Origin of the sequence: Enterobacter cloacae complex sp. GF14B (assembly GCF_004136805.1) — a bacterium.
GTDB classification, from domain to species: Bacteria; Pseudomonadota; Gammaproteobacteria; order Enterobacterales; family Enterobacteriaceae; genus Enterobacter; species Enterobacter hormaechei_C.
Genome location: NZ_QFRV01000040.1, coordinates 12142 through 35509 on the forward strand (window position 1 = coordinate 12142; position 23368 = coordinate 35509).

Below are 23368 nucleotides of genomic sequence, written 5' to 3' on the forward strand. Positions count from 1 at the left end.
TTAATCCTTATTTTTTACTGAACTGAAACCCAAGTTTACCCGTAGTTTTATCCTGCAAAACAATTGCAGCGTCAAACTTTTTCCCGGTTTTATTACTGGTAAAGCCTTTAATCTCTCCGGTTTTACCTTTTTTGATTAATGTCTCAACCTGATTTTGTGTCAGTTTTTTTCCTGACACTTCAGACCAGATTTTAAACTCGCACCCGGAACAGAAAAAGCCTTTAGGCCGGATAATAATTTCTTTACTGCATGAAGGGCAGGGGGCTTCGAGCCGGGACATGGAACCTTCTGATCTGGATTTTGCTTCCATATCCGGTTTGCCGTCTTTGTCCGGGAATGTTGTCTTGCATTCAGGGTAGCAGGAGCATCCCCAGAAAAAGCCATTTTGCCCCTTACGCTTACGCAGGAAACCGTTGTTACAAACCGGGCAGGGCGTGGCATTTGAAGAAATCGAAATTCCGTTCCTGTCCAGCTCGTCGATTAACCCCTGGACGTACTCATCATTTTCCTTAATAAACTCCTCAACTGTCAGCTCTCCGGCTTTGATCTGAGACTGCTTTTCAGCCCACAGAGCGGAGATATCCGGTTTAGTGATTTCAGGAGGCAGTGCAGCGCAAAACTCCTGGCCTTGTTTTGTGGTTTTCCATACCAGCTCCGAATACCCCTTTTCTTTTTCGATGGAGATAAGCCCGGTATTTGCCGCCAGTTTCTCAAGAATACCCGCGCGGGTGGCTTCCGTTCCGATACTGCCACGATCACTGCTGCCCTCGTCTTTCGCTTCCAGCGCCTTTCTGAGAGCCGGATCATCAATGAATTTTGCCGCACTCGTCATGGCGGCCAGTAACGTTGACTCTGTGAAATAGCGAGGTGGTGTAGTCTTTTTCTTGTCCACGTCTGCCGATTCACACAGGCCGCTGTCATTAAATTTCAGCAATGAAAGGTCAAAACCGTCCGTTCCGGCATCTTCGGTTTCGTCCTCGTCATCACTATCCTTACCCAGCGCTTCCCAGCCCTTTTGTACCAGAACGCTCTGTGTGGCCGTAAAGGTATCCCCCTTAATATCAAAGTGGATTTTCGTCTTGTTGCGGATCGCATCCGGGTAGAACAGCCCGATAAAGTAGACGGACACCAGGTTATAAACGTTCCGCTCTTTTTCATTAAGCTGAATACCGGCTCCGCTTTTTGTCGTCGGGATGATGGCGTGGTGCGCCTCAATCTTACTGGCATTAAAGGCTTTGTGTTTCTGGCCTTTATCCATATCTACGATCGCAGACGCCAGTTCGGGTACGGTGGCCGCTATAGCAGTGGCAATATCTCCGGCCTGGTAATAATGCTCATCTGAAAGATAGCGATTGTCAGAACGTGGATAGGTCAGAAGCTTGTGAGTTTCATACAGCCCCTGCATCACATCGAGCGTATCTTTTGCAGAATAACCAAATCGCTTTGCGCAGAGCTGCTGAAGCGTGGAAAGGTTAAGCGGAAGCGGAGGCTTGCTATTTTCCGGCTTTGTCGTCGCGATAGTAACAATAGCATCCTTACCCGTAACACGTCCGGCAATATGCGCGGCCTGAGCTTCGGAGATCAGGCGTTTTTTCTCGTCTATCTGATCGTCGTCTGTTGTCTGATATTTCGCCTTAATCTGATGCCCGTTCATCGACAGACTGGCGAATACATCGTAATAAAAGCTTTCTGTGTGATTCTGGTTCGCCAGCGTGCGCATGTTCACCAGACCAAGAACGGCACTTTGTACCCGGCCAACGTTCAGAACGCCGTCATAGCCCTTCTCACGGCCTTTTAATGTACATCCCCGCGTCATGTTATAGCCAAAACCCTGATCGCACAGGGAACGCGCCAGGGCGCTTAACGTCATACCGCGAAATTTATCGTTAGGTTGTAAATTCGACAGTGATTTTTGCACTGGCGCAAGGTTGAGGTCGGCAACAAGCAGTCGCTGGACGGGTTTCTTGTTTCCGGCATAACCCAGAATCTCATCAACCAGCAAACATCCTTCATCATCGGGGTCGCCTGAATGAACGATGCTGTCGGCTTTATCGATAAGAGACAAAATAATGCGGGTCTGTGCTTCTGATTCAGGCTTGATTTTATATTTTGGCGGATAAACCGCTTTAATGGGTAAATCACTATAACGCCAGTTGGAATATTTGTCGTCATAATCCTGTGGGTCGTAAAGCTCCAGCATATGACCATAACACCAGGTAACGACATCAGAACCGTGTTCAAAATAGCCGTTTTTCTTTTCTGTATTGGGATTTCCGCCCAGTCCTTCAAAAATAGCCTTTGCTAAAGACGGTTTTTCTGCAATAAAAAGTCTCATTAATCAATCCTCAAGGTAACTTGAATAGTCAGGCTGCGCACCATTCTTTTTAAAGATTTCTTCCCTTTCCTCTATGTCTTCTTCTGCCTCCTGCACACTAAGGTCAAGGGTTCCTTTCAAAAAGGCACGCGCATTCTTGATTACATCTACTGTTAATTCGTTTTTTGTTCCGCGAATCATGCCAATAGCAATATTTATTATCTCCTTTATTTCAGCAGGAGTCGTTCTGTCCAGCACCGCGCCAAGTTCTTTAAGGTCAATATTTATATCGTCTGGTAAGTACATTTTGGCACAAGCGGCAGCGGCTTTAGTCCGAAAAGCACCTACAGATATGATTCTGTCAATTCTGCCAGGGCGTTTTCTGATGCGCGGATCAATCCGGTTAGGATAGTTCGTTGAAAAAATAACATATGTCCCGGCAAGATTTCGCGGTGTATCAGCCCCATCAAGAAAACTTAACGTTCCGGCATCAGCCCGATAAAGTTCATCAACCTCTTCAGCTATTATGATAACGGGTATTTTCTTTTGAGCTGCGGCATAGCAAACATCTTTAAAGTAATCATCAGCATAAACAAATACATATTTATCCTGATATTTTGCCCCCAAAGCTTTTGCGATAGTCGTTTTCCCTGTGCCCGGAGGACCAGTAAAAAGCACTTTTCGCATTCCTGACTGACCATAACGGGTGTAGAAATCAATATCCGAAAAGAACTGATTAAAGTCATTCTCCAGCTCATTAAACTTTGGATGAACAGAAAAACGTAAAGCGTTTTCTATTTCTTCCTTCCTTGCCTTACCGTGATAATAAACGCCGTCGTAACACCCGATTTTCCAGATACCTTTACGGGGTAAAGAGCGGTTTAATTTAGCGCGTCCAGCTTCGCAAAGATTATGAAGCATCGACATACTTTTGGTTGTGCCAACTGCGTACTCCATTCTGACTTTAGAGTTAAGAATGAAGCGAATAATATGAACCACTTCATTTTGACCAAGATGAATCCGGTATGCTCCCGAACCATCTTTAAACATAAGCTTTTTAATCCTCCCGGCTTTAGCCATAACAGGGCTACTTCCCGTATGAACGACGGTTGAAGCAACGGGTTCGATATCAAGATTCGAATAAATTTTACGATTCTTTCTGTTTATAAAAATCTCTGCCACTTTAGGATAGTAATCACAATCCTTTACGACAGTACCAAAATTATCTTCACCGTAATATTCTTTATGGAGCCGTAAAGCCTGCTCTACCAGAGTTAATTTACCCATATGCGCACCATGTATATTAAAAACCGTGACGTTGCCTGAAGATTTTCTTCAGGCAGAGGAGGGGTTGGACAAGCGAAGCGCGTCAGTTTTGTTTATGACGCCACTCCCACGGAGGAACGGGATTACTGTCAGCCCACAGGCCGCGCTTCTGTGTCTGAGCTTCCCGTTGCAGAGCCGGTAATGAGTTATCGGTGTTGTACCTGTCATAAACCCATGCAGCCCCTTTTAGCACTTGCTGGCGGTTAGCCTCAGTGCCGTTCGCTGTCACCACTCGTCCCAGGACTCGCCCGTAGCGATCTGTTTGCGTATAAGAGACGGTAACTGATTGCCCTGCCAGCAGGGCTTTAAGTTGATTGGTTGACCAGCGACCAAAGGGTTGTTTTTTTTCCGGTGCATCGATATTTATCAATCGGACTCGAATCGGAACTTCATACACAACAATTTTCGCGGGTAGTGTTTTAACTTCGATGGTATCTCCATCGAGAACGCGAATAACTTTCCCCTGAATCTGAGCAGCACACAATGTAGCTGGCAACAGGGCAACAGCAAAGGAAAGAACATTAAAAAAATGTCTCATTGCTTTCTTCCCTCCCATATTGCTGAGAGTCTTTTAAAAATGGATAAAACGACGACTAAAGCCACTGCGATAACAGCCAACGAAGGAAGTACATAGCTGTATAACTCAACCATGAAATTAATAAACTCAATGAGCGATTGCGGCTTTAAGGAAGCATCCCACAAAACGATAACAAAACGATAAAGCCCATAGACAATTGCCGGAAACCAGACCATAAACAACAAAATTTCAGTAAAAACAGAAGCGACCGATTTGACACTATCGATAATTTCAATTCCGGCAATTCTCACACTTCTTGCATCAGGTACGTTAATAATTTTCATCCTCCCACCCCTGTAAAAAATGTTCGCAAGTTCCAGTCTCAAACCTGAAACTTGCGTATTCACATCAGAATTAAATCAAACAGAATTAAAAGTTTTTCAATCGGCCAAAGCTTGAAATAATTTTACTTACTGTACCTGCATCAGCCGCAGGACATTCATTTAGTTTTTTCTTTCTGGCATCTGCCGTGTGATCGGGTAAAAAACCATGTTTATTCTTTTTCCTGATTGACATAAAACTTTTATACATCGGGTCACATTCTGCCGGACTACTTCCGTCAAGTTTTCCGGCAAGGCATAACACCATTGCACATGGATCGTTCGGGTCGGCCTTTTCCTCAGCATGAGCAGTTCCGGCAGCGAACGCACAAAGCAGCACTGCCGTGGTTACGGTCTTTTTCATATACACCTCATGGATAACGGGCAACTAACGCCCTGCGGTTGTTCAACCCCGGCTCAATAAAATTACAAGAATTTTATTAATCCGGCGTTATCGTGATAAATAAACACTGGTAGTCCGGCAAGAAAAACAGTTCATTTTATAACGATACTGTATGACACCGTTTGCACCGTTCGCCCTCAACCAGTTTTTAGCTGTGAAAAAGTCTGTTCCGTTACTGGTTTCAACAATCACTGAATCAGAATGTGCAACAGAATAAAAAACAGCATCATCGTAAAGGCGGTTTTCAGGCCTGAAATTATGGATAACCTTAACCCACGATGAATTAACCTTGTCTGATTTAATAACTGAGTATGTCGGTTGCCAGTCCATTAATTGTGTATTCACCGTTTCAGGATTCTGTTCCCAGTCAACCTGTGGTGGTTCAGGCGGAGAGGAACAGGCAGAGAGAAAAAGGACACTGACCATTAACATTTTTTTCATAGTAAAACCTCTGACTCCAGCTCACCGACGGAGAGCATTTTTTCTTTAGAAGGATATTTAAGCCCTTTAACACCCAATACTTTTTTAGTCTTATTCAGAGAGGCGGTTAACTCGGTAAGTTTGGGGCTTACCATCATCAGCCTGTCCATAAAATACGGGTCGAGGAAGTAGAGGGCTTTCTCAGCTTTAACCGGGTTTTCACCTTTAAGAATGATAAATTCTTCTTTAAAATCCAGCGTTCCCAGCTCCTGCGGGAGCACAAGGGCGCGCTGCGCCTCACTTTCTGAACTGCTTTTCGACGTTGAGCGTCCGCTTGTCTTGCTTGAACCTGTCGATTTGGTGGTGATATAGCCCAGCTTTTCCGAAATCTTTTTAGCGTCATCTTCTTCACTGACAGCGTAGATAATCCGGCAGGGATGCGCACTCATCAGCGTTTTGGCACCTTCAACACCATAGATTTCATTAAGCTGACTGATATTCTGGTAAATCGTCAGAAGTTTGAGTTTAAACCCGGCAATATAACCCGAACCTTTTTTAATGATTGGCATGTAACCAATAGACGGAAACTCATCCAGGAACATCAGACAGTCATGTTTCAGTGTCGGGTCAAAGTCAGGGTTTTCTCGTAACGTGACTTCCACAACGAAGTTAAAGAACAGGTTGAGGAAGTCATAGGCCAGGGACATATCTTCAGCATTAACGCCAACATAAACAGTGATATCTTCCCGGCGCAACTGGCGAAGGTCGAAATCATTGCCGTCTGTACATTTGCGAACAGTCGGAAGATAAAACAGACTCATTTTCTTACGAAACGAACCATCAATACTCGAACGTTGTTCGTCTTCGGTTTCGTGATACTCCCTGATTTTGGTCAGGGCATCGCGCAGATGATACAGCGCGTTTTCATCAAGTCCTTTTGTTCCCTCCAGGTCTTCTCGCTTACTGAGTATCAGCTCCCGGTCGATGTTGCTGTACAAATCGACTACAGAACCAATTGAGAAAACAGGTTTAAGCCCGAACTCACCAAGCCAGGAGGGGTCGTAGTTAATAAAGAAATGAAGCAATTTTGCCAGCCCCGTCCAGTACTGCCCCGCGAGGTTATTAAAGTGTGCTTCCGCTCCGGTCAGACCGTAAGACGGGAACAGGATCTCAATCAGCTTCAGCAGGTCTTTAGCCCCGCTCTCTTCTTTTAAATCAATATAGAAAAGCGGGTTAAACTGATGCGTTTTACTGTTGAAAGGGTCAAGAAGATAGACCTTATTACCCAGCAGTTTTTCACGTACCTTACTGGTGATTTTCCACAGTTCCTGTTTTGGATCTAATGCAATCAGGGAATGTTTCCTGACCAGCAGGTTTGGAATACCTATTGCAGCCCCTTTACCTGCGCGGGTTCCTGCGCCAAGTGATACAAAATCTGGTGCGGTATACCACAGGTATTTACCTTTATATGCACCTACAAGAATATCAGTATCGTTTTCTTTCTCCCATTTCAGAAGTTTCGATTTTCTTAAATCATTATCACTGGCAAACTTCGCGTCACCATAAAGAGCAACATCCGTTTTATTCAGTTGCCAGATAATAAAAACAGGCACAATGAGAGACGAAACCATACCTGATAAAAGAGAGGGGATTGCGGTTAACCTGATATCTGTCCGTATATTACTCTCTGTTATTATCCGCCACAGCAGCATGGAATCAAAATTCTTCCATATATAAAGCGGCGTTTTTCCGTTCAGGAAGTAAACAGCAACTGAGCCAGTATAATACGTCACAAGACACATAACCAGACCGATAAAAGCCCACTGGCCTTTATCGGGTAGTTTCAGAGACATAATCACTCCTTCAGCTTTTCAAAGTATTCCTGAAAATGAATATCACGATAGTAAATACCCGATGCAAATCGGTTATCTTCCTCATCGATGTACTTAATACTCATAATCACATCGACGTTGCTTAACACCCTCCGCAATATAATGTTATAAGGCAAATTCTGACATTCAGGGTTCATATAGCACCGTTGAACCAGTCCAAGCACAGCATCTTCAGGGGTGCTCTCATGGACGGTTGTAAGGTTCCCTGCATGGCCGGAACTTGAGCCTTTGAGAAAATCCCAGGCTTCCGCGCCGCGAACCTCAGTCATGAGGATTCTGTCCGGGTTCATACGAAAACCAGAACGTAAAAGAGAAGCGGAACTGACAGTGCTACTTTCCCCTTCTGACGGGTAATACAATTTCACATGATTTTTGTGGAACCTGAACTTTGCTTCATCTGTATCTTCAATTGAAATACATCGTAAATGATGGGGTATGTACTGAAGACAGGCATTTGCAAAGGTGGTTTTACCCGCCCCCGTTCCGGCACAAAATACCATCGTTTTACCCTTAACCAGGCATTCAGGGACAAATTGTTCAAAACAATTATCTTTAAACATTGAAGATAATTCATCTTCTTTATCCCTGAATTTCCCCCCTTGATTTAGCCTTGAGTAAAACCCTTGTTTAACAAAGGTATCATGGTCGATAAACACACTGGACGGCTTACGGATTGTAATAGACACCGTTTCCCGTTCCGTTGCCGGGGGAATAACTATTTGTACACGCTCCCCTCCGGGGAGCGTAACAGAACGTAAGGGATATTCTGGCGTAACCGACCCACCATCATGATAATCAGAAATTGCCCCTGCAAATGACATACAATCTTTAAAATCCATTTTTAATTCATGCTGCTGCCATTTCCCACTCACTTTAACAAACAGTTCATCAGGCCGATTTACCGCGATTTCAGTTAAACCATCGACTTCATTAAGCCAGTGGTGGAAGTATTCATCTATTATTTCATAAACAATATGTCTGTTCTCTGCATCCTTCATAATTCACCTTTTCCTTTAAGATCTTCAATAAAACGCATGACTTCTTCGTAATTAAATCGATGCGTTTTGATTTGTTTCAGTGGTTTGGGGAAAGGAACGCCATTTATTGGTATGCCCTTACGAATATGATGGTATATTTCGCTTTCCCTTATTCCTAACAGCATTGAAAACTCTTTGATATCCAGCGTTATCAAATTACCTCCGGGTACCCACCATTTTTAATTTGTAGATGCTGGAGAAATCCAAATCCTGACCAACGATCAGAGTAATGATTTCCCCCTGGTTTTTATAAAGCGTTGGAGGGATATTTACGCTGTTTGCAAACGCTTCGCGTGCTATATCAGCAAAAGCCTGGCGACTGTTAGCTGTATAGTCGGTCTGATTGTCTTTATTACTTTTAGCCGCTCCACTTGCGGCCTGTGCCACATCGGGGATCATGCCAACCATCATCGCGCCCATAAAGCGATCTGCAAAATGTGTGTCAATCCAGCCTGAAGCCCCGGCCTCACCCAGCGCTCCCGCCGCCTGTGTATCAATCAGCGGAATATCAATGAAAGGTTCCTTACGTGTTCTAAGCTTCGTAGCAGCGATAAACACGGCTCCCTGACCATGATTGAACGTGCCCGTTTTATACATCAGATATGCGGCTGTTCCCTTTTCAATTAGCTTTACATTCCTGTTTGCACTGTATACGTCCTCATTAATCGTACAGACCAGCTTGCCAGCCAGATCAGAAATAAATCGTCTGTCCAGCGAGCACTTAATCGCGGTATTTTCAGGAATGAAAAGGTTAGGGTCATAAGGAACGCGCGTAATTTTAGAAAGCTGCGCGGGTTGCCCTGCATTAACAGGCTGAACCTCTGCCTGTTTGTCACTGCCGTCCCCCTCGTTCCTGGTATTGCTGGCCGTTGATGAGCTACCACCGGAATTTGAGGAAGCAGAGCTGCTCCCCCCATAGGCCACATCCAGCGCACGACTGAAGTTTTGTTGTACTTTTTCCGGTGGCGTTTCCGCTTTGCCGCTGCTTTCCTTCCGTTCTTCCGTCTTAGCCGGTTCTTCCCTGGTGTTGAATGGATCAACATCATCGCTGAGTCCTGTCGCGCGTTTTACTGAACCAGTAGATACCGCATTACTGGCAGGCTTATCATCACCGCTGGACATTGCACGAATAATCGACGGGATATAGTAGACAGACACCCCGGCGGCCAGCAGAAGGAAAGCGGCCACAATAATCACCAGCCCCTTACGCGATTTTTTAAGCTTCTCGATACCCAGGCGTTTTACTGATTTACCGTCATCTTCATCTCCCTTATCCGTTTTATCGTTTTGCTCAATTTCTTTCTGATGCCGTTCCCGTAGTGCCTGTTCAATTTCTACAGCGGTCGGGATTTTATTTTCCTGTTCGCTCACTGGATCACCTCTTTCTCAACGTTCGGGGAAACGGTATCTCCTGCCGGAAGACGGACTTTGCCAAAGCCCCGGTTTTCAACCCCAACAACCTGATTTCCCATACGCAAAACAAAGCGCTGGTCTACAGGAACACCAACAACGGTGAAACTACCGCTGTTTTTGACTACCGGGTTAGTCAGCGTTTCCTGTTCGCCGCTCATAACAAAGACGCTGGGGATTTTCTTCAGGGGGCTGAAGCCAAACCAGGTATAGCGGCCATCGTCATACGCATAATCCGGGCTGATTGACTGGCTGCCGTCAGCTACCCGCTTCCAGTAATCCCAGTTCTTGGGCGACTTCGCATTTTCAAGAGAACGGTTGATTGCCTGCTCCTCCTGCCGCTTGTTAAGAGCCTCAATCCGTTTCTTCTCGATTTCGGCTTGCTCCTTCCGGCGTTCCTGCGGGTACTGGTAATTAACAACAAACGCGATCTTATCCGGCTGCCGGAACGTTCGGGCGTTCAGCTCCATGCTGTAATTACGTTTTGTTGTGCGAACAAACAGGTTTGTTCGCCAGCGTTCCAGGTCGTTTTCAGGATCAAGGGCTACACTGACCACCTCTGAAGACTGGTTGCCATTGTCATCGGTACTGTTCTTCTGTACGGTCTGTTTGACGGGCTTCACTTCGAGATACACCAGGTTATCTTCTTTGTTCACTTCCCAGCCCTGGGGAAAGCCGGTTCTGGCACTGATGACCGTTTCATCCTCGTCAAATACCAGTGTGGTTGTATAGCCAACCGCACTGTTTATGACTGTCGTGTTTTGCGGGTTATAACTGACAATCTGATTACGGGGATCAAAACGGCTGGCTGCTGGCGTAACGGCTGCATGGCAGACGTGCGACACCAACAGAAGCGCCACAATTAGCGCTCCTTTATTCATTTTCATAGTTTTCACCCTTTCACTTCTTTATCGCGTACATAGCTCGTTACAACGAATTTAAGCGGGTTATTGTTTCGGTCACCCGATGCCATTTCGACCTGTGGTTCAATACGGTAGGTCAACCGGACGTTCCAGTATTCATAATCATCCTGGCCTGTCGCGACATTTCGAATGGTTAATTTAAACCGGATATATGCTCCCATATCCTTATCATCGCGCCGGGATGACGGACTGATAATCACGGACGGATTATCCTGAACAGATGCGGTTTTTTCCGCTTTATTATAAATAACCTTTGGTGACTGGTTGCCGTTGATTAAAGCGTTGTAATCCGTCGCCACATTCTCAGCGCTGTATAACAGAACATAATCATAATCATGCTGGAGACTGAAATAGTTATACCCTTCACGACGCTTCACATACTGAGTAATGAAGTATTTCGCCAGCGCTTCATTTTCAGAGAGGTTTTCTTTTTTAACAGAAGTCAGTCTTTCAGCAACGCCAGTGACACCATTAATAAGATAAGCTTCGACAACCGTACTCTTTAACGGTAGCGCTCCATTCAGTGCCAGCAGAGACAACACACCTACGGCAATTCCTGCAATACCACCGAATTTATAAATGCGGTTCATTTTCTCCTGCATCAATACATTTTTCTCTTCAAAAGTAGTTGAAGAGTCTGTTACTTCTTTTTTCTTGTTAAAACCGGGAAGTTTTAATCCTGAGAGTTTAAACCCCATTGCGCATTACCTCTGCTGAATTAACAGGTTCGCTTTTTCCGGATACCGGAGGTTGTTTATGTGACGCCTGGCATCCGACAAGGCAAAGCGTCACGATAGCCGTGATAAGTAGTTTCATAATGTGAGAACCTAAATAGAGGAGTGAATATTTACTGCGGAATACTCAGAGTTGACAGATTTAAATAATAAATCGGTTAACCTCCATATTTCTTTTTCGCCGCATCTATCGCAGCCTGGCGAAGCCTCTTAGCGCCAATATTAACGCCCTGCCCGGTCAGATTCCCCAACTTACCGGATACACCAGGAGACTGGTTGAACCCTCCATCCTGACGGCGAACGCCTTTCCATGCGCCAATCCCTGCATTTTTACCCATACCAAGCAGATTACGCCCCATACGGGAAGCGCCGAACACGCCAGCACCAATCCCCATTGCGGCTGCCCCTTGCATCGCGCCTTCAACACCTACCCCTGCGAGCTGGGAAGCATAGGTTTTGGCTTGCCAGATAATCCAGGCCATAAATGCACCTGCAACCCCGGCCTGAGCACCTGTTGATATCAGATTTAATTCATCTGCGTTAGCTATCGAGATTGTCAGAATGCCATTAAGGAACGTCATTCCCGCTTTAATTGCCAGTCCACAAAACAAGAATATGAAGCATGAGCTAAATATTAACTGAAGCCAGCTATTAAACATCTGCCTTAAAAAACCAAATGAAAGACAAATAATAAACAACGGCGCGGTAATAGTAAGTATCTTAATAGTAACTTCGGCGGCGAGATAAACTATTGAAGTTAGCAATAATGCAATTATCCCTCCAGCATATGTTAATAAAGATGCGATTGCCCCATCTGTTTTCACATACTTCGAAGTATCTTTGGACATAAGATATGCAGCTACCTGCTGAACTTTCTCCCAAAGCTCGTCAACCCATTTCCAAGGATCACCTCCTGCAAATGTTTCCTTCAGCCCATCAATGGCCTGAGTTGCACTATCTAACCACCCCCCCATATTTTTGACAAAAACAAGAATTAACCAGAATCGACATAGATTCCATAAAAAATCCTGCACTGCGGTTTTTTGCTTCCCAACTATTGTGGTATAAGCATACCACAATATATAAATGGAAATACCATACTTACCCAACTGAGACGCTATTGAAGAAAAGTTATCTAACTGACCAGTCAAAGACTGGTCAAGAGTTTTAACAATAACGTCATGAGCGGCCTGGAAATACCTAGAAGTTGCCATAGTGGCTCCTTTTAACTTCCATCTTTACCCAATACATTTTTGAATGCATCTTTATAGTCAACATGCTTAGGATGTAATTGCTTATACCTAAACAAACCTTCCTTAGCGTTTTTACAATTTTCGCTATCACTCCCAGACTTTTTGCATTCAGCTACTTTTTTCGTTGCATCGTCTACGTGAGACTGCCACCAGTCTACAGATTTAACCTCTTCACACCCGGTAAGAAAGAATGTAAGCCCCAACGCCGCAACTAATCCATATTTTTTCAAAATGCCCCCTCAGTTCATTTCATAACTCTGCTGCTCAAATGCTGCCTTATAATCAACAACTGGAGTTTCTTTATTAACAGCCCCTAATTGTTTCTCCTGGAAAGCAGCCTGTAACATTTTCTCCTTGTATTCTGCAAGATCGCGCTGCTTATCGCGATACATTTCATACTGAAATTTGAGCTTGTTAAATTTCAGGCTTGCCAGAGATACAGCGTTTGTCGCGTCCTGCGTGGCTTTCGTGTCCTGGGCGTTCTTCACCTGGTCGATAAGGTCGGCCATTTCCTGATTATCTTCACGCAGTTTACTTTCCAGCTTATTGCCGTACTCGATCCCCGCCAGTTGGGACAGGAACGAGGCTTCACAGCCCCGCACCAGGTCGCCCGTATATCCCAGCCCCTTACAGGTGTTTGTCACCTTATAATCGGCCAGTAGTGATCTGGCTTGCTCAGACAGGGTGGCTTCCGGGTTCTTAATGTAATCATCAATGAAGGAGTTCCCCTGGTCGTAAATATTCTCCAGCTCCTTACTGACAGATTGCGCAGACTGCACCAGTCCCTGAACATCACGAATGCCCGTTTTGGTCAGCAGCTCCTGCTTATAGGCATTAATCTGTTTCTGGTAGTGGTTCACGGTGTCCTGCCACTGTTTGAGGCGTTCTGTCCAGCGCTGCGCTTCGACAGCCCATTCAGGGTTTGCATCAATGGCAACGGGAACACCAGCCTGAGCACCAGAAATAACCGTAACAGAGGCGATAAGTGCCGCAACGATATGCTTTTTCATAGGGATTCCTTAAATCAGGTTTGCACGTTCCAGATAGGTATCAAGCCACTCTTCCGGCTTCATACCCTCTTTCCAGATTTCATCGAACAGTTCAAGCTGGGGTTTCGATGCGCTGAGAACCGGTAGGTAATACGCCGCTTTTCCCAAATCCAGTCTTGCGAAAGCCGCAAAATCATCACTTTCCCCCTTCCTCTGTGGGTTTTTGACGACCAGGAACTGACGAGATAACGGGTCAATGGCTTTAATTTTGTCAAAATAAAGTTCTCTCACTTCCAACTCGTCTACGTACTCACTACGTTTCGCTTTGGGGTTCGCCAGATAAATATGTGTTGCGCACTGCTCACGAACGGCAGCCGCGATAGGTGATTTAATTAGTTCATCCGGCGATTGTGTCGCTACGACAAGCACCATATCCAGCTTACGCGCGGTTTTGAGTTTGTTATAAACAAAATCTCTGAACGCTTCGTTGTTAATCCATTGCCAGAACTCATCCATGTAGATAAGGAGTCGGCGGCCATCAGCCAGCATGGTGACACGGTAGATGAGATAGAATGAAGCGGCGCTGGAAAGTACTTTGTTATCCAGAAACTCCGTTCCGTCTATACCGAAAACGTCCAGGTTGTCCACATCAAACGTATCGTCCGGGTTATCAAACACCCAGCCAAATTCCCCTCCCTGCACCCAGGCATTCAGGCGTGCTTTAAGCCCATGCCGCCGGGTTTCAGTATCATCAGGCTCCAGAATGAGTGGTCGCAACTTACTGATCGGATAAGAGCGGTTTGACCTCTGCATCAGGCGCTCAACGGCATCAGAAATCAGGCGGTTCTGGTAATCATCAAGCGGCTCACTGTTAAGCGTACAAAGTAGCCTCACCAGGTCTTTCATAAAGGAAATATTTCGTTTGGTTGGTGGCAAAGCCGCAGGGTTCCAGCCAGTCGGCTCTCCTTCTTTCACCCGAAAGTAAGCACCTCCCATTGAACGTATACCGGGTTCCGCTGCCCGATCTTTGTCGAAAAATACTGTAGTTAACTTCTTTAATTTCCTCTCAGGTGGAAAAGACTCCGGCGTTCCGAACTGCTGGGCGGCGAAAGCCTTAGTCATCATCACTACCGTTTTACCCACGTTTGACGTACCAAGAATTTCGGTATGCCCCAGCGTGGGGTTTTTACCGAAGTAATTTTGATGCTCGGTAGTCATGTGATAGTTCAGGTTATAAATATCATTTCCTGAGCCGCCCAGGGTGATAAGGTTGTTACCCCAGGTATTTCCTTTCTCCTTGCCCGTAAAGAAATTATGGAAGCTTTCCATTTCGGCAAAGTTCAGACTGCTGATAGAACTCAGGCGTGGCCGTAACGTGTAGTTACCAGGTAACTGAGCAAAATACGCTGCGCCAAGACTCAAGGTTGAATAGGTTACGATCAGCCCTAAATCCTCCAGGGTCGTCGTTACAATATTGGTGTCCTTCACCAGACGCTCCGGCGAATCTGCGTAAACAATCAGTGTCTGGTGACTTTTCCCGAAAGAAATATAGCCGCTGGAGACCATATCGAGACCAACTTTCAAATCAGCGAGCAAGGATTTAGCGGCATCATCGGTCATTTCGAGTTTGTCGATCTGATCATCCAGCGCCTTGATTGCAGACTGCTTGTCTATCGGAGTTAAAGAGGAAGTCTGTACATACTCAACCGGGAGATACATCAGTGCATCAAAAATTCCGGCATCCGTTTCCTGAAAGTAGTCCTTGATCTCGATGCAACGAAAGTACCGGGCATGGTCAGAGGCAGTGATTTGTCCAGCATCGTTACCAAAGAACAGGTCTTTACCACCCAGGTATGTATAAAACGGACTATTGGTGACTCTGACTTTCTGCCAGCGCCCGGATAGCAGTTTCTGGAACAGCGTAAGCTGTTCTGAATAAACTATATTATTTTCTTCATATAACCCAAGACGACGGGAATGAAACCGGGAGAGATAGGTGCTCAATCTGCCACATATTTCATTCATATCATTAATGGGTTCTTCGAAGATATTTTTATTACCCTTTTTCCTTGAAAGAAAATGCGTCACTTTATCTTCAGCGCTGAACGGTTTATAGCATACGGTTAAGTATAATTTGTTTTCAAAATACTCAGCCGCCGAAAGCGATTCGTAATAATCGTTCATCACTCTGTTGACGAATGGGATCTTGCTGTCAAATACAGGTCGCACTTCTTTTCTAACCCGAATACGATGCGTATAAAAGGTAACGGGTTTCCCATCAAAACTACGTATCAGCGTATTGAGCTGGTCAGTAAGCAAGGCTAGATCCGCTTCATCTACACATTCAAAATAAGCTCCGTCAATCTGCCAGGTCGCCAGTAGATCATGGTTTCTGGTAACAATGAGGTTATCAGTGATGTGTGATGAATACGGGATTAACTCTTCAAGAGAAGACTGGTCTTTAAGCTTCATAAAATTGTCCACTTTCGATATATCGACTGCGTCGTACGAACTCCCCGCATAATGGACGGCATTGAAGCGCTTGTTTGCCAGAGGATTACCTTTGATTTGCATTCGCAGATAAAGCAGGTCAAAAAAGCGTTCATCTATCTTCGTAACTCGCTTGATGGCATACCAGCCAGGGAGGATGAGGGCATACATAGCCTCATGAATCCAGACACCAAGCAAAACGCAGATAACGCACATTCCAAGAAAGGGGTAGAGCGGAACGCCCAGCCCCCTAATCAAAGCGGGGCGTGTCAGCCCTTTAAAAACGGTACTCATTTTTACGCCCCCTTTTATTACATATTACGCTAACCAGTCAGGCAGATATGGCGCAACAATAAAGATGATAATCCCGATAATTAAAGGCGTAATCCACGCTGCATGCTGGCGTGAGAAGATAGCGATATAACCAATTACCAGCGCAATGATGGTGATTGCTGGCTTACGGATATCCGTCAGAAAATCGATAATCTTCTGCAAGAAGCCAGTTGTTTTAGTGGATACATCATCAGCAAAGGCGGGTTCTGCTACACAAAGCATCAATGCAGCCATAAATACAGAAAGAGTTAAATAACGTTTATTGAGTTTTAACATCGTTTGTTTCCTTTTCATCTAAAACAGTGCCACGCATGGCATATTGGGGATATACGGTAACTTCTTTAGGTTTGATACTCTGTGTTACATTCTCCTTTCTGATTGCATCTTTAACTGAAGGAACCACCCAGTTTTTTTTGTTATCAGGCGGATTAAACCCTATGCGCTGTATATAACTGGTGTTATTAAAATCTGATTCAGGTTTAGTTCCTGTTTCTGGATTGCCGGAATAATAGCAACTCAGGCCACGTAAAATATCGCCACCACGTTTATAACAATCCACCAAAATTTGCTCTGAAACCTTGAGATTTTCGCAGGGGTCAAACATTTTCTCAGCGGTTGTATTGAAGTTTGCAAAATTCGTACTCGTTATTTGCATAAGACCGACTGAGTAACGATGATTTCGTGATTCAATTTGATTTACGATCTGGAGTGCAGCCTCCTTAGTTTTGGGAAAGTAGGACACTACGCCTTTGTCACCGGGCTTACGTTCAACCTTCGGTATTATCTCGGCAATAGCATATGGGTTAAAACCAGATTCAACCCTTGCAACTTCATGCGCAGTATCGGGATGAACGCTGGCCGCGCATTGCAAAGCAAGCGCCGCAAAAGCAGTAGTAGATAACATGATTTTCTCCCGGCCAGAACAGCGCGGAAAGTTTAGACTGAATGGTTAGTCATCGAAGTCGTCATCGTCTTCATCGTCTTCGTTTATCAGCTCCTCAATAGCCTGGCTGGAATATTTTTTTATGAGGTACTGGACAACACCAGAGCTTGAAATACGTCGCCCCCTGCGATAGCCAATCTCCAGAGCAATTTTATCCAGTTCCTCACGAGAAGCTGAGGGCAGGTAGAGTGTATTACGTTGGGGCTTGCGTCTCGTTGCGGTTTTTTTTCGGGTAGCAGTCATTTTTCTTCCGTTTCATTTTGTGGGTTAAGCTTCTCTCTGTGATGTAGTGGATGAAAGCCATACTTCTTTGCTGCGGATTATCCATGAGTAGAATTTCAGCAAAATCGTGTGGAATTGATTTCCTTAAAAGATTTGCCTGAGCTGTTGTATGTGATTGTCTGTACAAAAGCTCCGCCATCACATCTTCTGGTACAGGTAAAGGCTCACCGCCAAATGAGATAAAGCGTTGTACGTAAGGGATAGCAGTTATTGTAGTGGAATGAACCTCTTCAAAATCTGCCTGGATAAAAAGATAACCGGGAAAAAGCGGCAAACGTCTTTCTCGATATGAAATTATCTTATCCGGGCGACGATACCTTTCAGTCTCCATAGGACAGAAGTAAGAGAAGTTCAGGCGTTCGAGATGAGCAAAAACTGCTGCAAATCTCGTAGTGGTGAATTGCAAAACATACCATTCCATAGTTTTTCCTTTCAGGCGCTCTCTCGACTCGGATGACCCCGAATCAGAGAAAAAAAACAAAAGGACAAATTTACATCTCATAAAAACTTTATCAGCTACATGTGCTGCGTTCAACCACACAAGCAGATCTTTAGATCGCATTTACGACACATTTCATTTTGTTTGTGCTTGTATTTTATTTATATCTAGATACATATGCTATTTGATAACAAAAAAGCAGATCGATTGATCACCATGCGCTTATTTTATAGTCAAGTTAACTAAATTTTTTACCGCTAGTTACTTTTTACAAAAACTCTGCTAACAAGATAAATAAATCGATCTTAATCAATAAGTTACCGGAGAGTATGAATTATCCTAAACGAATTCCGATTTTCACTTTCTGTTCGCTTTGAATCATCGACTGTTTTATTTGCGAGAAATTTCTCATCTGGAGTTGCTGTTTCTTAATCATCTCCGCGCTGTTCAGCACCAGCTCTTTACTGGATGAAGAGATTCTGTCTATGCCCTTAACCCCCAGGTTCTCTAGCTGCCACTCATTCCTGTGTGCAGTCTTCCAGCCATGCTGTACACCGTTCTTATCAAGTGCAGGGATTTTCACCTCCTTTTGTCCTAACTTCTTCAGCTTAACAAGATCACCTTTCTTAACGTTCTCGCGAGTGGTTAACTCACCAAAATCAGCCCCCCAATATGTTTTCTCCACGCCCTTGTTCAGTGTCTTAAGCTTTATGAAATGCTGCTTTGGTTTGGTTTTATCGTTCTGATAATGGTCGTAGCCAACATCAACAACCTCATAAACGCCCTTCTGTCGTTTTGGCGCTGTTTTGTGCGCATCTTTAATAGACTGGTTAAGTCCATGCTGCTGCTTATGAGTGGCTTTAACGTCATAGCCCTTCATCTTCAGCTCTTCACAAAAACCTGTACGAATTTCCCGTAAATCTTTTTTCCTGATATCAGCTCGTTTACCGTCATTATCACGAATACGAAAAACGACATGCACGTGTGGATGTTCTTTTTTGTCGTTATGATAGCCAAGCACAAAACGATGATTTGGGTACTTCTTGTTCATCGTTTTCCTGACAGACTCAAGCAGATCTTCAGGTTTTACCTTTGCTGATACAGGCGGTGAAAACACAATATTTTGGGTTACTTTTTTATTTTCCTTACCTTTATCATCGAAAACATTTTGAGGGTCATTAGCACGATCTATCATGTGCTCTTTAGCCTCCTGAATCTCATCACCTTTCCATACCTGACCGCTTTCACTCATCACTGGCAGCTCTGACTCCCGGCTCATATAGTCAATACTGTTTCGAACTCCCTGCCGGGTAATCGCACCTCCTGAGATTTTGACAACAACCTCCTTACTGGCACCCTTGCGGTTGATACGTTCCTGAACGTTGCGTTGATAGTTTTTACCACCATTTTTAACTTTATGGGCGAAAGCAGACTTGCGGCCAGCTTCAGAGGACTTACGCTTAACCCTGAATTCCTTGTCAACATAAACGCCCATGATTACACCTCAACCTTGTTAGAAACAGTTCGCCCTTTGCATAACATAATGTAGTTTTCAAACTCACTTTTGAGACTCATTATCTCTGAACTCAACCGCTCAGCGTCCTGATAGAACCCATCTTTATCAAGTACTCTGGCATTATCATTAACGATAATATAATGAAAGTTTCGCCCTATTTTATCTATTGCATTACGGCAACGATTCATCACCAGAAGTTCCTGATCGAAAAAATCAAGTTCATTTTCAAGTGTCGTCTGGATTCGATAACGACATTCTCTGGATAAATTCCAGCCATGACGATGAGCCGCTTTCTCTATTAAAGTTCTTTGTTTCCCTGTCAAATACATTGTGGTTTTGATAAAATCATCATTGTCTTTTGACACATTAACATCTTCATTTTTAACCTTGCTTTTCAGTAAAGCATTGGCAAGCAGCTTCATTCCTTTTGCCACGGTTAAACCCGGTTCATCTGGATAAAGTGTTTTAAGACAATCAAGTAGATCATCATGTTGGCTTTCTTCAATCCTGAATTGAACTTTTTTCATAAAACTCTCCAACAAGAACCGACTGTAGGTCACCGGGCAAACGTTGCGGAATGGCGTCAGAGACGTCATTTTGCGGCGTTTGCCCTATCCTGCATCGCAGTGAACTACCTCCACACATAAATTGTGCTTCAGCGTCCATCGAAATGCAAAAAATGAAAGGCTATCGTGGCTGTGATCTGGTGCGTCTGCGACCGGAGACAACGGATTCGCGGCTAACTTGGGCGGAAATAAATTCGCTACGCGAATGGCCTGGCAGGGGGCGCGAGCGCTGTTTTACGGAATATACAAAAAAAGCACCTCCCGTAAACGGGAGGGCTTCGGCGATTCAGGAACGGGAATTTTATTCTGCCTCTGGTGTGTCGCCTTCCATGCCCTGCCGGGCATCATGGAGCCAGCGGCGGAGGTTACTCATTCTTTCCCGGTTTGCCCGGCTGGGACTTTTTCCCCTGTTACCGCTTAGTATACTCCAGACTCTTAACCCGGCCTCGTTAGTCCAGTGCAATACAATTTCCCCTTTGCTGTTAAATCCCAGCGAAAACCGGACAGCTCCCCGCCTCTGTTCTGCACTGATAAAATCTAAAAACTCCTGTTTTTTCATAGCACCTCCTGTTTTTCTATCAGTGCTTTTGTTTCTTTCTTTTCCAGGGCTTTTCTGAGTAATGCCATGTACTCAGGAAAAGCAGAGAATGGCATCAAGGGAAAAACCGGACGCCCACCCTTTTCAACAGTCTGTATTGCTGATAACATGCGTTCCGACATTTTATATTCCTCGCGAGGGAATTGAGTGTCACGGTATCAGGTTGCCTCCACAACCTGATACCACCCCTAATTGATTAACTCCGCAGTTCTCTTATCGCTTCATTTTTGGCTTCCTCCAGTTCTTTAAGGGTATATGCGAAATTCTTCCAGTTAATTACTTCGTTTATAACCTCAGATTTACTTAAACCACACTCATTAAACCAAAAGTTAATATTTTTCTTGAGGGAATTTTTCGCCGTCAGTTCCTCGGACAACAATTCACTAACAGACGTGATAACATAACCACGACCGCGATTTTTATCTTCGAAAGAATGAACGGCAAGGAAGAGAGTTTCTGAATGGACAAAAGCAGAGCAGGTGATTTTTTCTTTCTTAGTGTTTAAAGCCTGGAAAGTGATAACATACGTGTTCATTTTAGTCTCCCGCCCGTTTGGGCTACTGGATCATGGTAAGGAACTATTCCCGACCTACAAATAAATTATACCATCATATGATGGTAATGCAATTTATTTAGTCACTTTATCCTGATTTTTTTCTCTCTTAACGAGCTGGTAATCTGGATGTTCATCAGCCAGGAGCAAAAGTAATTCATACGTACCAGCGGCTAAACCACGAGACGTTTTACCGGATGTTTCTTTGGCTTGCCAGGCTGATAACGTAAAACCAAACCGTTCAGCGGCTTCCTGCTGCGTAAAGCCAGCTTTAATACGTGCTTGTTTCACCTCTTCAGGTGTTGGCTTAAAACTCATGATTTTGTACCTTCACAATAGTATCTGTATAGAATTTCAATAAAATTGGATCATCAATTTCATCTTTAACGTTCGAGAATTCTTCGTAATAAAATGATTTTTGGAAAACAATCTTTTTAGTTGTTTTTTTATCCGCTTCTTTAGAGCGTACCTTCATCAGTTTTTCAAGTTCAATAAACAAACGTGTTGCATCTTCAGACACAACAATCCTGTATGTTACATTACCTTTGTTTTTCCTGTCGCTCAGGACTTCATTCATTTTTTGCCTCATAGCTGTTTAATAAACCCCGCTACCTTTATGAGCTGATCTACACTCAGGCCACGAATTACCATTTCATATCCGTCGCCCCGTTCTGATACGTTACCATCTAACCCATTCTCAACTTTAAACCCGGTCAATGTCCCATGCCAGCTTTCAAGATGCACTAAACGAGATAGCATTCCTTTCAGGATCAGTTTTTTCTCGCGTTTTTGCTGTAACTGTTGTTCATACTCTCGCGCCATATCTACATTATCTAAAGCATCCGACAGGATTTTCTTTTCAATATCGGCGGCGATTTCTACAGGGTTACGCTCTGGCGATACTGTGCAAGTATGGTAAGGACTTCTCCAGCTGCGACTATCTACGCTTCCAATGATAACTAACCTTCCTTTCTCCATTCGAATATGTATAGAGTAATTTTTAAAATCAGGTGAGGTTAGCTTAATCCTGTACTGGCAATCATCGAGCAGATTTACACGCCAGCCGTTCCCCAGGATTCGACAAACGATTTCAAACACCGGTTTATACCGTTCAAAGAAATTTTTCTGTTCTTTCATCGATTCAGCCTTTTGAACTCAATAAAAAAGCCGTAAATCGAATTACGGCAGTTTTAAGACTATTCATCAAAGTGTCCATCATCACTTGCAGCTTCCTGGGCTTCGCATTCCTGCTGATATGCTTCTTCCTTCGCAAAAAGATGCGCCCATCCTTCTGCGTTTAAGCCACGGTGCAAGACTGAACCATTTTCATTGCATTCTTTGGCTGTAACTTCGATCTCATCCGGGCAAATGTAGGCTCCGTAACTTTCAAAAATGTTTATCAGCTCCGCTTCCGTTATGGTCTTGTTTTTCATCAACGTGTCTCCGAATCAATCTTTGCCATGTTCTAGGGGGCTTTCGCCCCCATTCCGGTTATGCGCTTGCTTCTACACGTGTCCAGCCTGACGCCTTACGTTTACCCGCTGTACCATACATTTCACGAATTTCTTCAATGCTGTGTTCTTTACGGTTCCAGCGGCTTTTGTGTTCTTCAGGACGGTAAAACCATTGTTTTTTCTTAGATGCCCACTTACAGCCCATTTCCTTTAAAATGTCTTTGTGTTCTTTAGTTTCTCCGCTAATCCAGACCCAATTACCAATAACTTCATAGACAATCCCTGTAAGGCCGGAAAGCGTATTCAGAACTTTTTCCAGATCTTCACCGTAGTTGTAACGTGCGTTTTCATCAGTGCTTTGAAACTGATTGATTTTATCAATGTTAGCCATGAGAAAATCAAACGCAGCATTTACTGCTTTCATCAGCTCGGCACCCAATGGATTGCGGTCTGGATGATATTTTAAAGCCGCTTTTTTGTATGCCGCCTTGATGTCCTTTTCAGTCAGATCACCGGATAAACCAAAAACGTTTAATGCTTCCTGAATATTCATTTTTCGCTCCCGCCCGTGTGGGCTTCTGGAATCTGGCAGGGAA

Annotated in this window: 30 protein-coding genes; all 30 read right to left on the reverse strand. The window is 44.3% G+C overall.

What is annotated here, in order from left to right:
• Positions 1-7 precede the first annotated feature (7 nt).
• The 30 genes from topB to DD606_RS14395 all read right to left on the reverse strand — a co-directional run bounded on the left by topB (position 8) and on the right by DD606_RS14395 (position 23325).
• The gene (gene topB / locus DD606_RS14250) at positions 8-2335 is read right to left on the reverse strand and encodes a type IA DNA topoisomerase (protein ID WP_004199098.1); all 2328 of its coding nucleotides are present in this window, start codon (positions 2333-2335) and stop codon (positions 8-10) included.
• A 3-nt stretch (positions 2336-2338) separates the two neighbouring features.
• On the reverse strand, positions 2339-3601 hold the full coding sequence (locus DD606_RS14255; protein WP_000517490.1) for an ATP-binding protein: 1263 nt from the start codon (positions 3599-3601) through the stop codon (positions 2339-2341).
• A gap of 82 nt (positions 3602-3683) precedes the next feature.
• Positions 3684-4178, reverse strand: a complete 495-nt coding sequence (locus DD606_RS14260) for a thermonuclease family protein (protein ID WP_001215543.1) — start codon at positions 4176-4178, stop codon at positions 3684-3686.
• Entirely contained in the window at positions 4175-4501 is a 327-nt protein-coding gene (locus DD606_RS14265) for a hypothetical protein (protein ID WP_004208538.1), read from the reverse strand. The genes DD606_RS14260 and DD606_RS14265 overlap by 4 nt, the downstream gene beginning before the upstream one ends.
• An 85-nt stretch (positions 4502-4586) precedes the next feature.
• The gene (locus DD606_RS14270; RefSeq protein ID WP_000754496.1) at positions 4587-4901 is read right to left on the reverse strand and encodes a TrbM/KikA/MpfK family conjugal transfer protein; all 315 of its coding nucleotides are present in this window, start codon (positions 4899-4901) and stop codon (positions 4587-4589) included.
• 87 nt (positions 4902-4988) lie between these two features.
• Positions 4989-5381 carry a cag pathogenicity island Cag12 family protein gene (locus DD606_RS14275; protein WP_000738524.1) on the reverse strand — a complete coding sequence of 131 codons (393 nt, stop codon included), beginning with the start codon at positions 5379-5381 and terminating at the stop codon, positions 4989-4991.
• Positions 5378-7213: a type IV secretory system conjugative DNA transfer family protein gene (locus DD606_RS14280; protein ID WP_000053822.1), complete on the reverse strand. Its 1836-nt coding sequence runs from the start codon at positions 7211-7213 to the stop codon at positions 5378-5380. Before DD606_RS14280 ends, DD606_RS14275 begins: the two co-directional genes overlap by 4 nt.
• Positions 7214-7215: 2 nt before the next feature.
• Entirely contained in the window at positions 7216-8250 is a 1035-nt protein-coding gene (gene virB11, locus DD606_RS14285; protein ID WP_000650512.1) for a P-type DNA transfer ATPase VirB11, read from the reverse strand.
• Positions 8247-8444 carry a DNA-binding protein gene (locus DD606_RS14290; protein ID WP_000629109.1) on the reverse strand — a complete coding sequence of 66 codons (198 nt, stop codon included), beginning with the start codon at positions 8442-8444 and terminating at the stop codon, positions 8247-8249. The genes virB11 and DD606_RS14290 overlap by 4 nt, the downstream gene beginning before the upstream one ends.
• Position 8445: 1 nt before the next feature.
• Positions 8446-9660, reverse strand: coding sequence for a VirB10/TraB/TrbI family type IV secretion system protein (virB10, locus tag DD606_RS14295; RefSeq protein WP_001295060.1), 1215 nt, complete (start codon positions 9658-9660; stop codon positions 8446-8448).
• Positions 9657-10586, reverse strand: a complete 930-nt coding sequence (locus tag DD606_RS14300; protein ID WP_000783386.1) for a TrbG/VirB9 family P-type conjugative transfer protein — start codon at positions 10584-10586, stop codon at positions 9657-9659. Before DD606_RS14300 ends, virB10 begins: the two co-directional genes overlap by 4 nt.
• A 5-nt stretch (positions 10587-10591) precedes the next feature.
• The gene (locus DD606_RS14305) at positions 10592-11320 is read right to left on the reverse strand and encodes a virB8 family protein (RefSeq protein ID WP_004199085.1); all 729 of its coding nucleotides are present in this window, start codon (positions 11318-11320) and stop codon (positions 10592-10594) included.
• 194 nt (positions 11321-11514) lie between these two features.
• The gene (locus DD606_RS14310) at positions 11515-12570 is read right to left on the reverse strand and encodes a type IV secretion system protein (protein ID WP_000235886.1); all 1056 of its coding nucleotides are present in this window, start codon (positions 12568-12570) and stop codon (positions 11515-11517) included.
• A gap of 11 nt (positions 12571-12581) precedes the next feature.
• Positions 12582-12839, reverse strand: a complete 258-nt coding sequence (locus tag DD606_RS14315; protein ID WP_000759841.1) for an EexN family lipoprotein — start codon at positions 12837-12839, stop codon at positions 12582-12584.
• 9 nt (positions 12840-12848) lie between these two features.
• Entirely contained in the window at positions 12849-13619 is a 771-nt protein-coding gene (locus tag DD606_RS14320; protein ID WP_000716326.1) for a type IV secretion system protein, read from the reverse strand.
• 9 nt (positions 13620-13628) lie between these two features.
• A complete protein-coding gene (locus tag DD606_RS14325; RefSeq protein ID WP_015060057.1) occupies positions 13629-16382 on the reverse strand; it encodes a VirB3 family type IV secretion system protein in 2754 nt (917 codons plus the stop codon).
• Positions 16383-16406: 24 nt separating this feature from the next.
• On the reverse strand, positions 16407-16697 hold the full coding sequence (locus DD606_RS14330; RefSeq protein ID WP_000916156.1) for a TrbC/VirB2 family protein: 291 nt from the start codon (positions 16695-16697) through the stop codon (positions 16407-16409).
• Positions 16681-17325 carry a lytic transglycosylase domain-containing protein gene (locus tag DD606_RS14335; protein ID WP_000953538.1) on the reverse strand — a complete coding sequence of 215 codons (645 nt, stop codon included), beginning with the start codon at positions 17323-17325 and terminating at the stop codon, positions 16681-16683. Before DD606_RS14335 ends, DD606_RS14330 begins: the two co-directional genes overlap by 17 nt.
• A 45-nt stretch (positions 17326-17370) precedes the next feature.
• Positions 17371-17607, reverse strand: coding sequence for a hypothetical protein (locus DD606_RS14340; protein WP_001348696.1), 237 nt, complete (start codon positions 17605-17607; stop codon positions 17371-17373).
• Positions 17558-18067 carry a transcription termination/antitermination NusG family protein gene (locus tag DD606_RS14345; RefSeq protein WP_000455437.1) on the reverse strand — a complete coding sequence of 170 codons (510 nt, stop codon included), beginning with the start codon at positions 18065-18067 and terminating at the stop codon, positions 17558-17560. Before DD606_RS14345 ends, DD606_RS14340 begins: the two co-directional genes overlap by 50 nt.
• Positions 18068-18419: 352 nt before the next feature.
• A complete protein-coding gene (gene mobP1 / locus DD606_RS14350; protein ID WP_004199101.1) occupies positions 18420-19580 on the reverse strand; it encodes a MobP1 family relaxase in 1161 nt (386 codons plus the stop codon).
• A 2-nt stretch (positions 19581-19582) separates the two neighbouring features.
• A complete protein-coding gene (gene ddp1, locus DD606_RS14355; RefSeq protein ID WP_001348698.1) occupies positions 19583-20128 on the reverse strand; it encodes a DNA distortion polypeptide 1 in 546 nt (181 codons plus the stop codon).
• Positions 20129-20468: 340 nt separating this feature from the next.
• Positions 20469-20726, reverse strand: coding sequence for a hypothetical protein (locus tag DD606_RS14365; protein WP_004199355.1), 258 nt, complete (start codon positions 20724-20726; stop codon positions 20469-20471).
• A complete protein-coding gene (locus DD606_RS25965; RefSeq protein WP_000004083.1) occupies positions 20723-20887 on the reverse strand; it encodes a hypothetical protein in 165 nt (54 codons plus the stop codon). Before DD606_RS25965 ends, DD606_RS14365 begins: the two co-directional genes overlap by 4 nt.
• A gap of 74 nt (positions 20888-20961) precedes the next feature.
• Complete coding sequence (locus DD606_RS14370; RefSeq protein WP_001099725.1) at positions 20962-21300, reverse strand: hypothetical protein; 339 nt, start codon at positions 21298-21300, stop codon at positions 20962-20964.
• 93 nt (positions 21301-21393) lie between these two features.
• On the reverse strand, positions 21394-21636 hold the full coding sequence (locus DD606_RS14375; protein WP_000008707.1) for a hypothetical protein: 243 nt from the start codon (positions 21634-21636) through the stop codon (positions 21394-21396).
• Positions 21626-21895 (reverse strand): hypothetical protein, encoded by a 270-nt coding sequence (locus DD606_RS14380; RefSeq protein WP_001006717.1) that lies wholly within the window; start codon positions 21893-21895, stop codon positions 21626-21628. The genes DD606_RS14375 and DD606_RS14380 overlap by 11 nt, the downstream gene beginning before the upstream one ends.
• Before the next feature lie 8 nt (positions 21896-21903).
• Positions 21904-22455, reverse strand: a complete 552-nt coding sequence (locus DD606_RS14385; protein ID WP_000662998.1) for a hypothetical protein — start codon at positions 22453-22455, stop codon at positions 21904-21906.
• Positions 22456-22514: 59 nt separating this feature from the next.
• The gene (locus DD606_RS14390) at positions 22515-22751 is read right to left on the reverse strand and encodes a hypothetical protein (RefSeq protein WP_000792381.1); all 237 of its coding nucleotides are present in this window, start codon (positions 22749-22751) and stop codon (positions 22515-22517) included.
• Positions 22752-22809: 58 nt separating this feature from the next.
• On the reverse strand, positions 22810-23325 hold the full coding sequence (locus DD606_RS14395; RefSeq protein WP_001025390.1) for a DnaJ domain-containing protein: 516 nt from the start codon (positions 23323-23325) through the stop codon (positions 22810-22812).
• Positions 23326-23368: the final 43 nt, after the last annotated feature.

Excerpts from the sequence above, each read along its gene's own strand:
- ddp1 (WP_001348698.1), bottom strand. The coding sequence starts at position 20,128 with ATGAAAAAAGTTCAATTCAGGATTGAAGAAAGCCAACATGATGATCTA.
- DD606_RS14370 (WP_001099725.1), bottom strand. The coding sequence starts at position 21,300 with ATGAACACGTATGTTATCACTTTCCAGGCTTTAAACACTAAGAAAGAA.
- DD606_RS14335 (WP_000953538.1), bottom strand. The coding sequence starts at position 17,325 with ATGTTATCTACTACTGCTTTTGCGGCGCTTGCTTTGCAATGCGCGGCC.
- DD606_RS14305 (WP_004199085.1), bottom strand. The coding sequence starts at position 11,320 with ATGGGGTTTAAACTCTCAGGATTAAAACTTCCCGGTTTTAACAAGAAA.
- DD606_RS14375 (WP_000008707.1), bottom strand. The coding sequence starts at position 21,636 with ATGAGTTTTAAGCCAACACCTGAAGAGGTGAAACAAGCACGTATTAAA.
- topB (WP_004199098.1), bottom strand. The coding sequence starts at position 2,335 with ATGAGACTTTTTATTGCAGAAAAACCGTCTTTAGCAAAGGCTATTTTT.
- DD606_RS14270 (WP_000754496.1), bottom strand. The coding sequence starts at position 4,901 with ATGAAAAAGACCGTAACCACGGCAGTGCTGCTTTGTGCGTTCGCTGCC.
- DD606_RS14395 (WP_001025390.1), bottom strand. The coding sequence starts at position 23,325 with ATGAATATTCAGGAAGCATTAAACGTTTTTGGTTTATCCGGTGATCTG.
- virB11 (WP_000650512.1), bottom strand. The coding sequence starts at position 8,250 with ATGAAGGATGCAGAGAACAGACATATTGTTTATGAAATAATAGATGAA.
- DD606_RS14320 (WP_000716326.1), bottom strand. The coding sequence starts at position 13,619 with ATGAAAAAGCATATCGTTGCGGCACTTATCGCCTCTGTTACGGTTATT.
- DD606_RS14365 (WP_004199355.1), bottom strand. The coding sequence starts at position 20,726 with ATGAAAAAACAGGAGTTTTTAGATTTTATCAGTGCAGAACAGAGGCGG.
- DD606_RS14260 (WP_001215543.1), bottom strand. The coding sequence starts at position 4,178 with ATGAGACATTTTTTTAATGTTCTTTCCTTTGCTGTTGCCCTGTTGCCA.
- DD606_RS14255 (WP_000517490.1), bottom strand. The coding sequence starts at position 3,601 with ATGGGTAAATTAACTCTGGTAGAGCAGGCTTTACGGCTCCATAAAGAA.
- DD606_RS14390 (WP_000792381.1), bottom strand. The coding sequence starts at position 22,751 with ATGAAAAACAAGACCATAACGGAAGCGGAGCTGATAAACATTTTTGAA.
- DD606_RS14330 (WP_000916156.1), bottom strand. The coding sequence starts at position 16,697 with ATGTTAAAACTCAATAAACGTTATTTAACTCTTTCTGTATTTATGGCT.
- DD606_RS14275 (WP_000738524.1), bottom strand. The coding sequence starts at position 5,381 with ATGAAAAAAATGTTAATGGTCAGTGTCCTTTTTCTCTCTGCCTGTTCC.
- mobP1 (WP_004199101.1), bottom strand. The coding sequence starts at position 19,580 with ATGGGCGTTTATGTTGACAAGGAATTCAGGGTTAAGCGTAAGTCCTCT.
- DD606_RS14340 (WP_001348696.1), bottom strand. The coding sequence starts at position 17,607 with ATGACTGCTACCCGAAAAAAAACCGCAACGAGACGCAAGCCCCAACGT.
- DD606_RS14280 (WP_000053822.1), bottom strand. The coding sequence starts at position 7,213 with ATGTCTCTGAAACTACCCGATAAAGGCCAGTGGGCTTTTATCGGTCTG.
- DD606_RS14325 (WP_015060057.1), bottom strand. The coding sequence starts at position 16,382 with ATGAGTACCGTTTTTAAAGGGCTGACACGCCCCGCTTTGATTAGGGGG.
- DD606_RS14380 (WP_001006717.1), bottom strand. The coding sequence starts at position 21,895 with ATGAATGAAGTCCTGAGCGACAGGAAAAACAAAGGTAATGTAACATAC.
- DD606_RS14385 (WP_000662998.1), bottom strand. The coding sequence starts at position 22,455 with ATGAAAGAACAGAAAAATTTCTTTGAACGGTATAAACCGGTGTTTGAA.
- DD606_RS14300 (WP_000783386.1), bottom strand. The coding sequence starts at position 10,586 with ATGAAAATGAATAAAGGAGCGCTAATTGTGGCGCTTCTGTTGGTGTCG.
- DD606_RS14345 (WP_000455437.1), bottom strand. The coding sequence starts at position 18,067 with ATGGAATGGTATGTTTTGCAATTCACCACTACGAGATTTGCAGCAGTT.
- DD606_RS25965 (WP_000004083.1), bottom strand. The coding sequence starts at position 20,887 with ATGTCGGAACGCATGTTATCAGCAATACAGACTGTTGAAAAGGGTGGG.
- DD606_RS14265 (WP_004208538.1), bottom strand. The coding sequence starts at position 4,501 with ATGAAAATTATTAACGTACCTGATGCAAGAAGTGTGAGAATTGCCGGA.
- DD606_RS14310 (WP_000235886.1), bottom strand. The coding sequence starts at position 12,570 with ATGGCAACTTCTAGGTATTTCCAGGCCGCTCATGACGTTATTGTTAAA.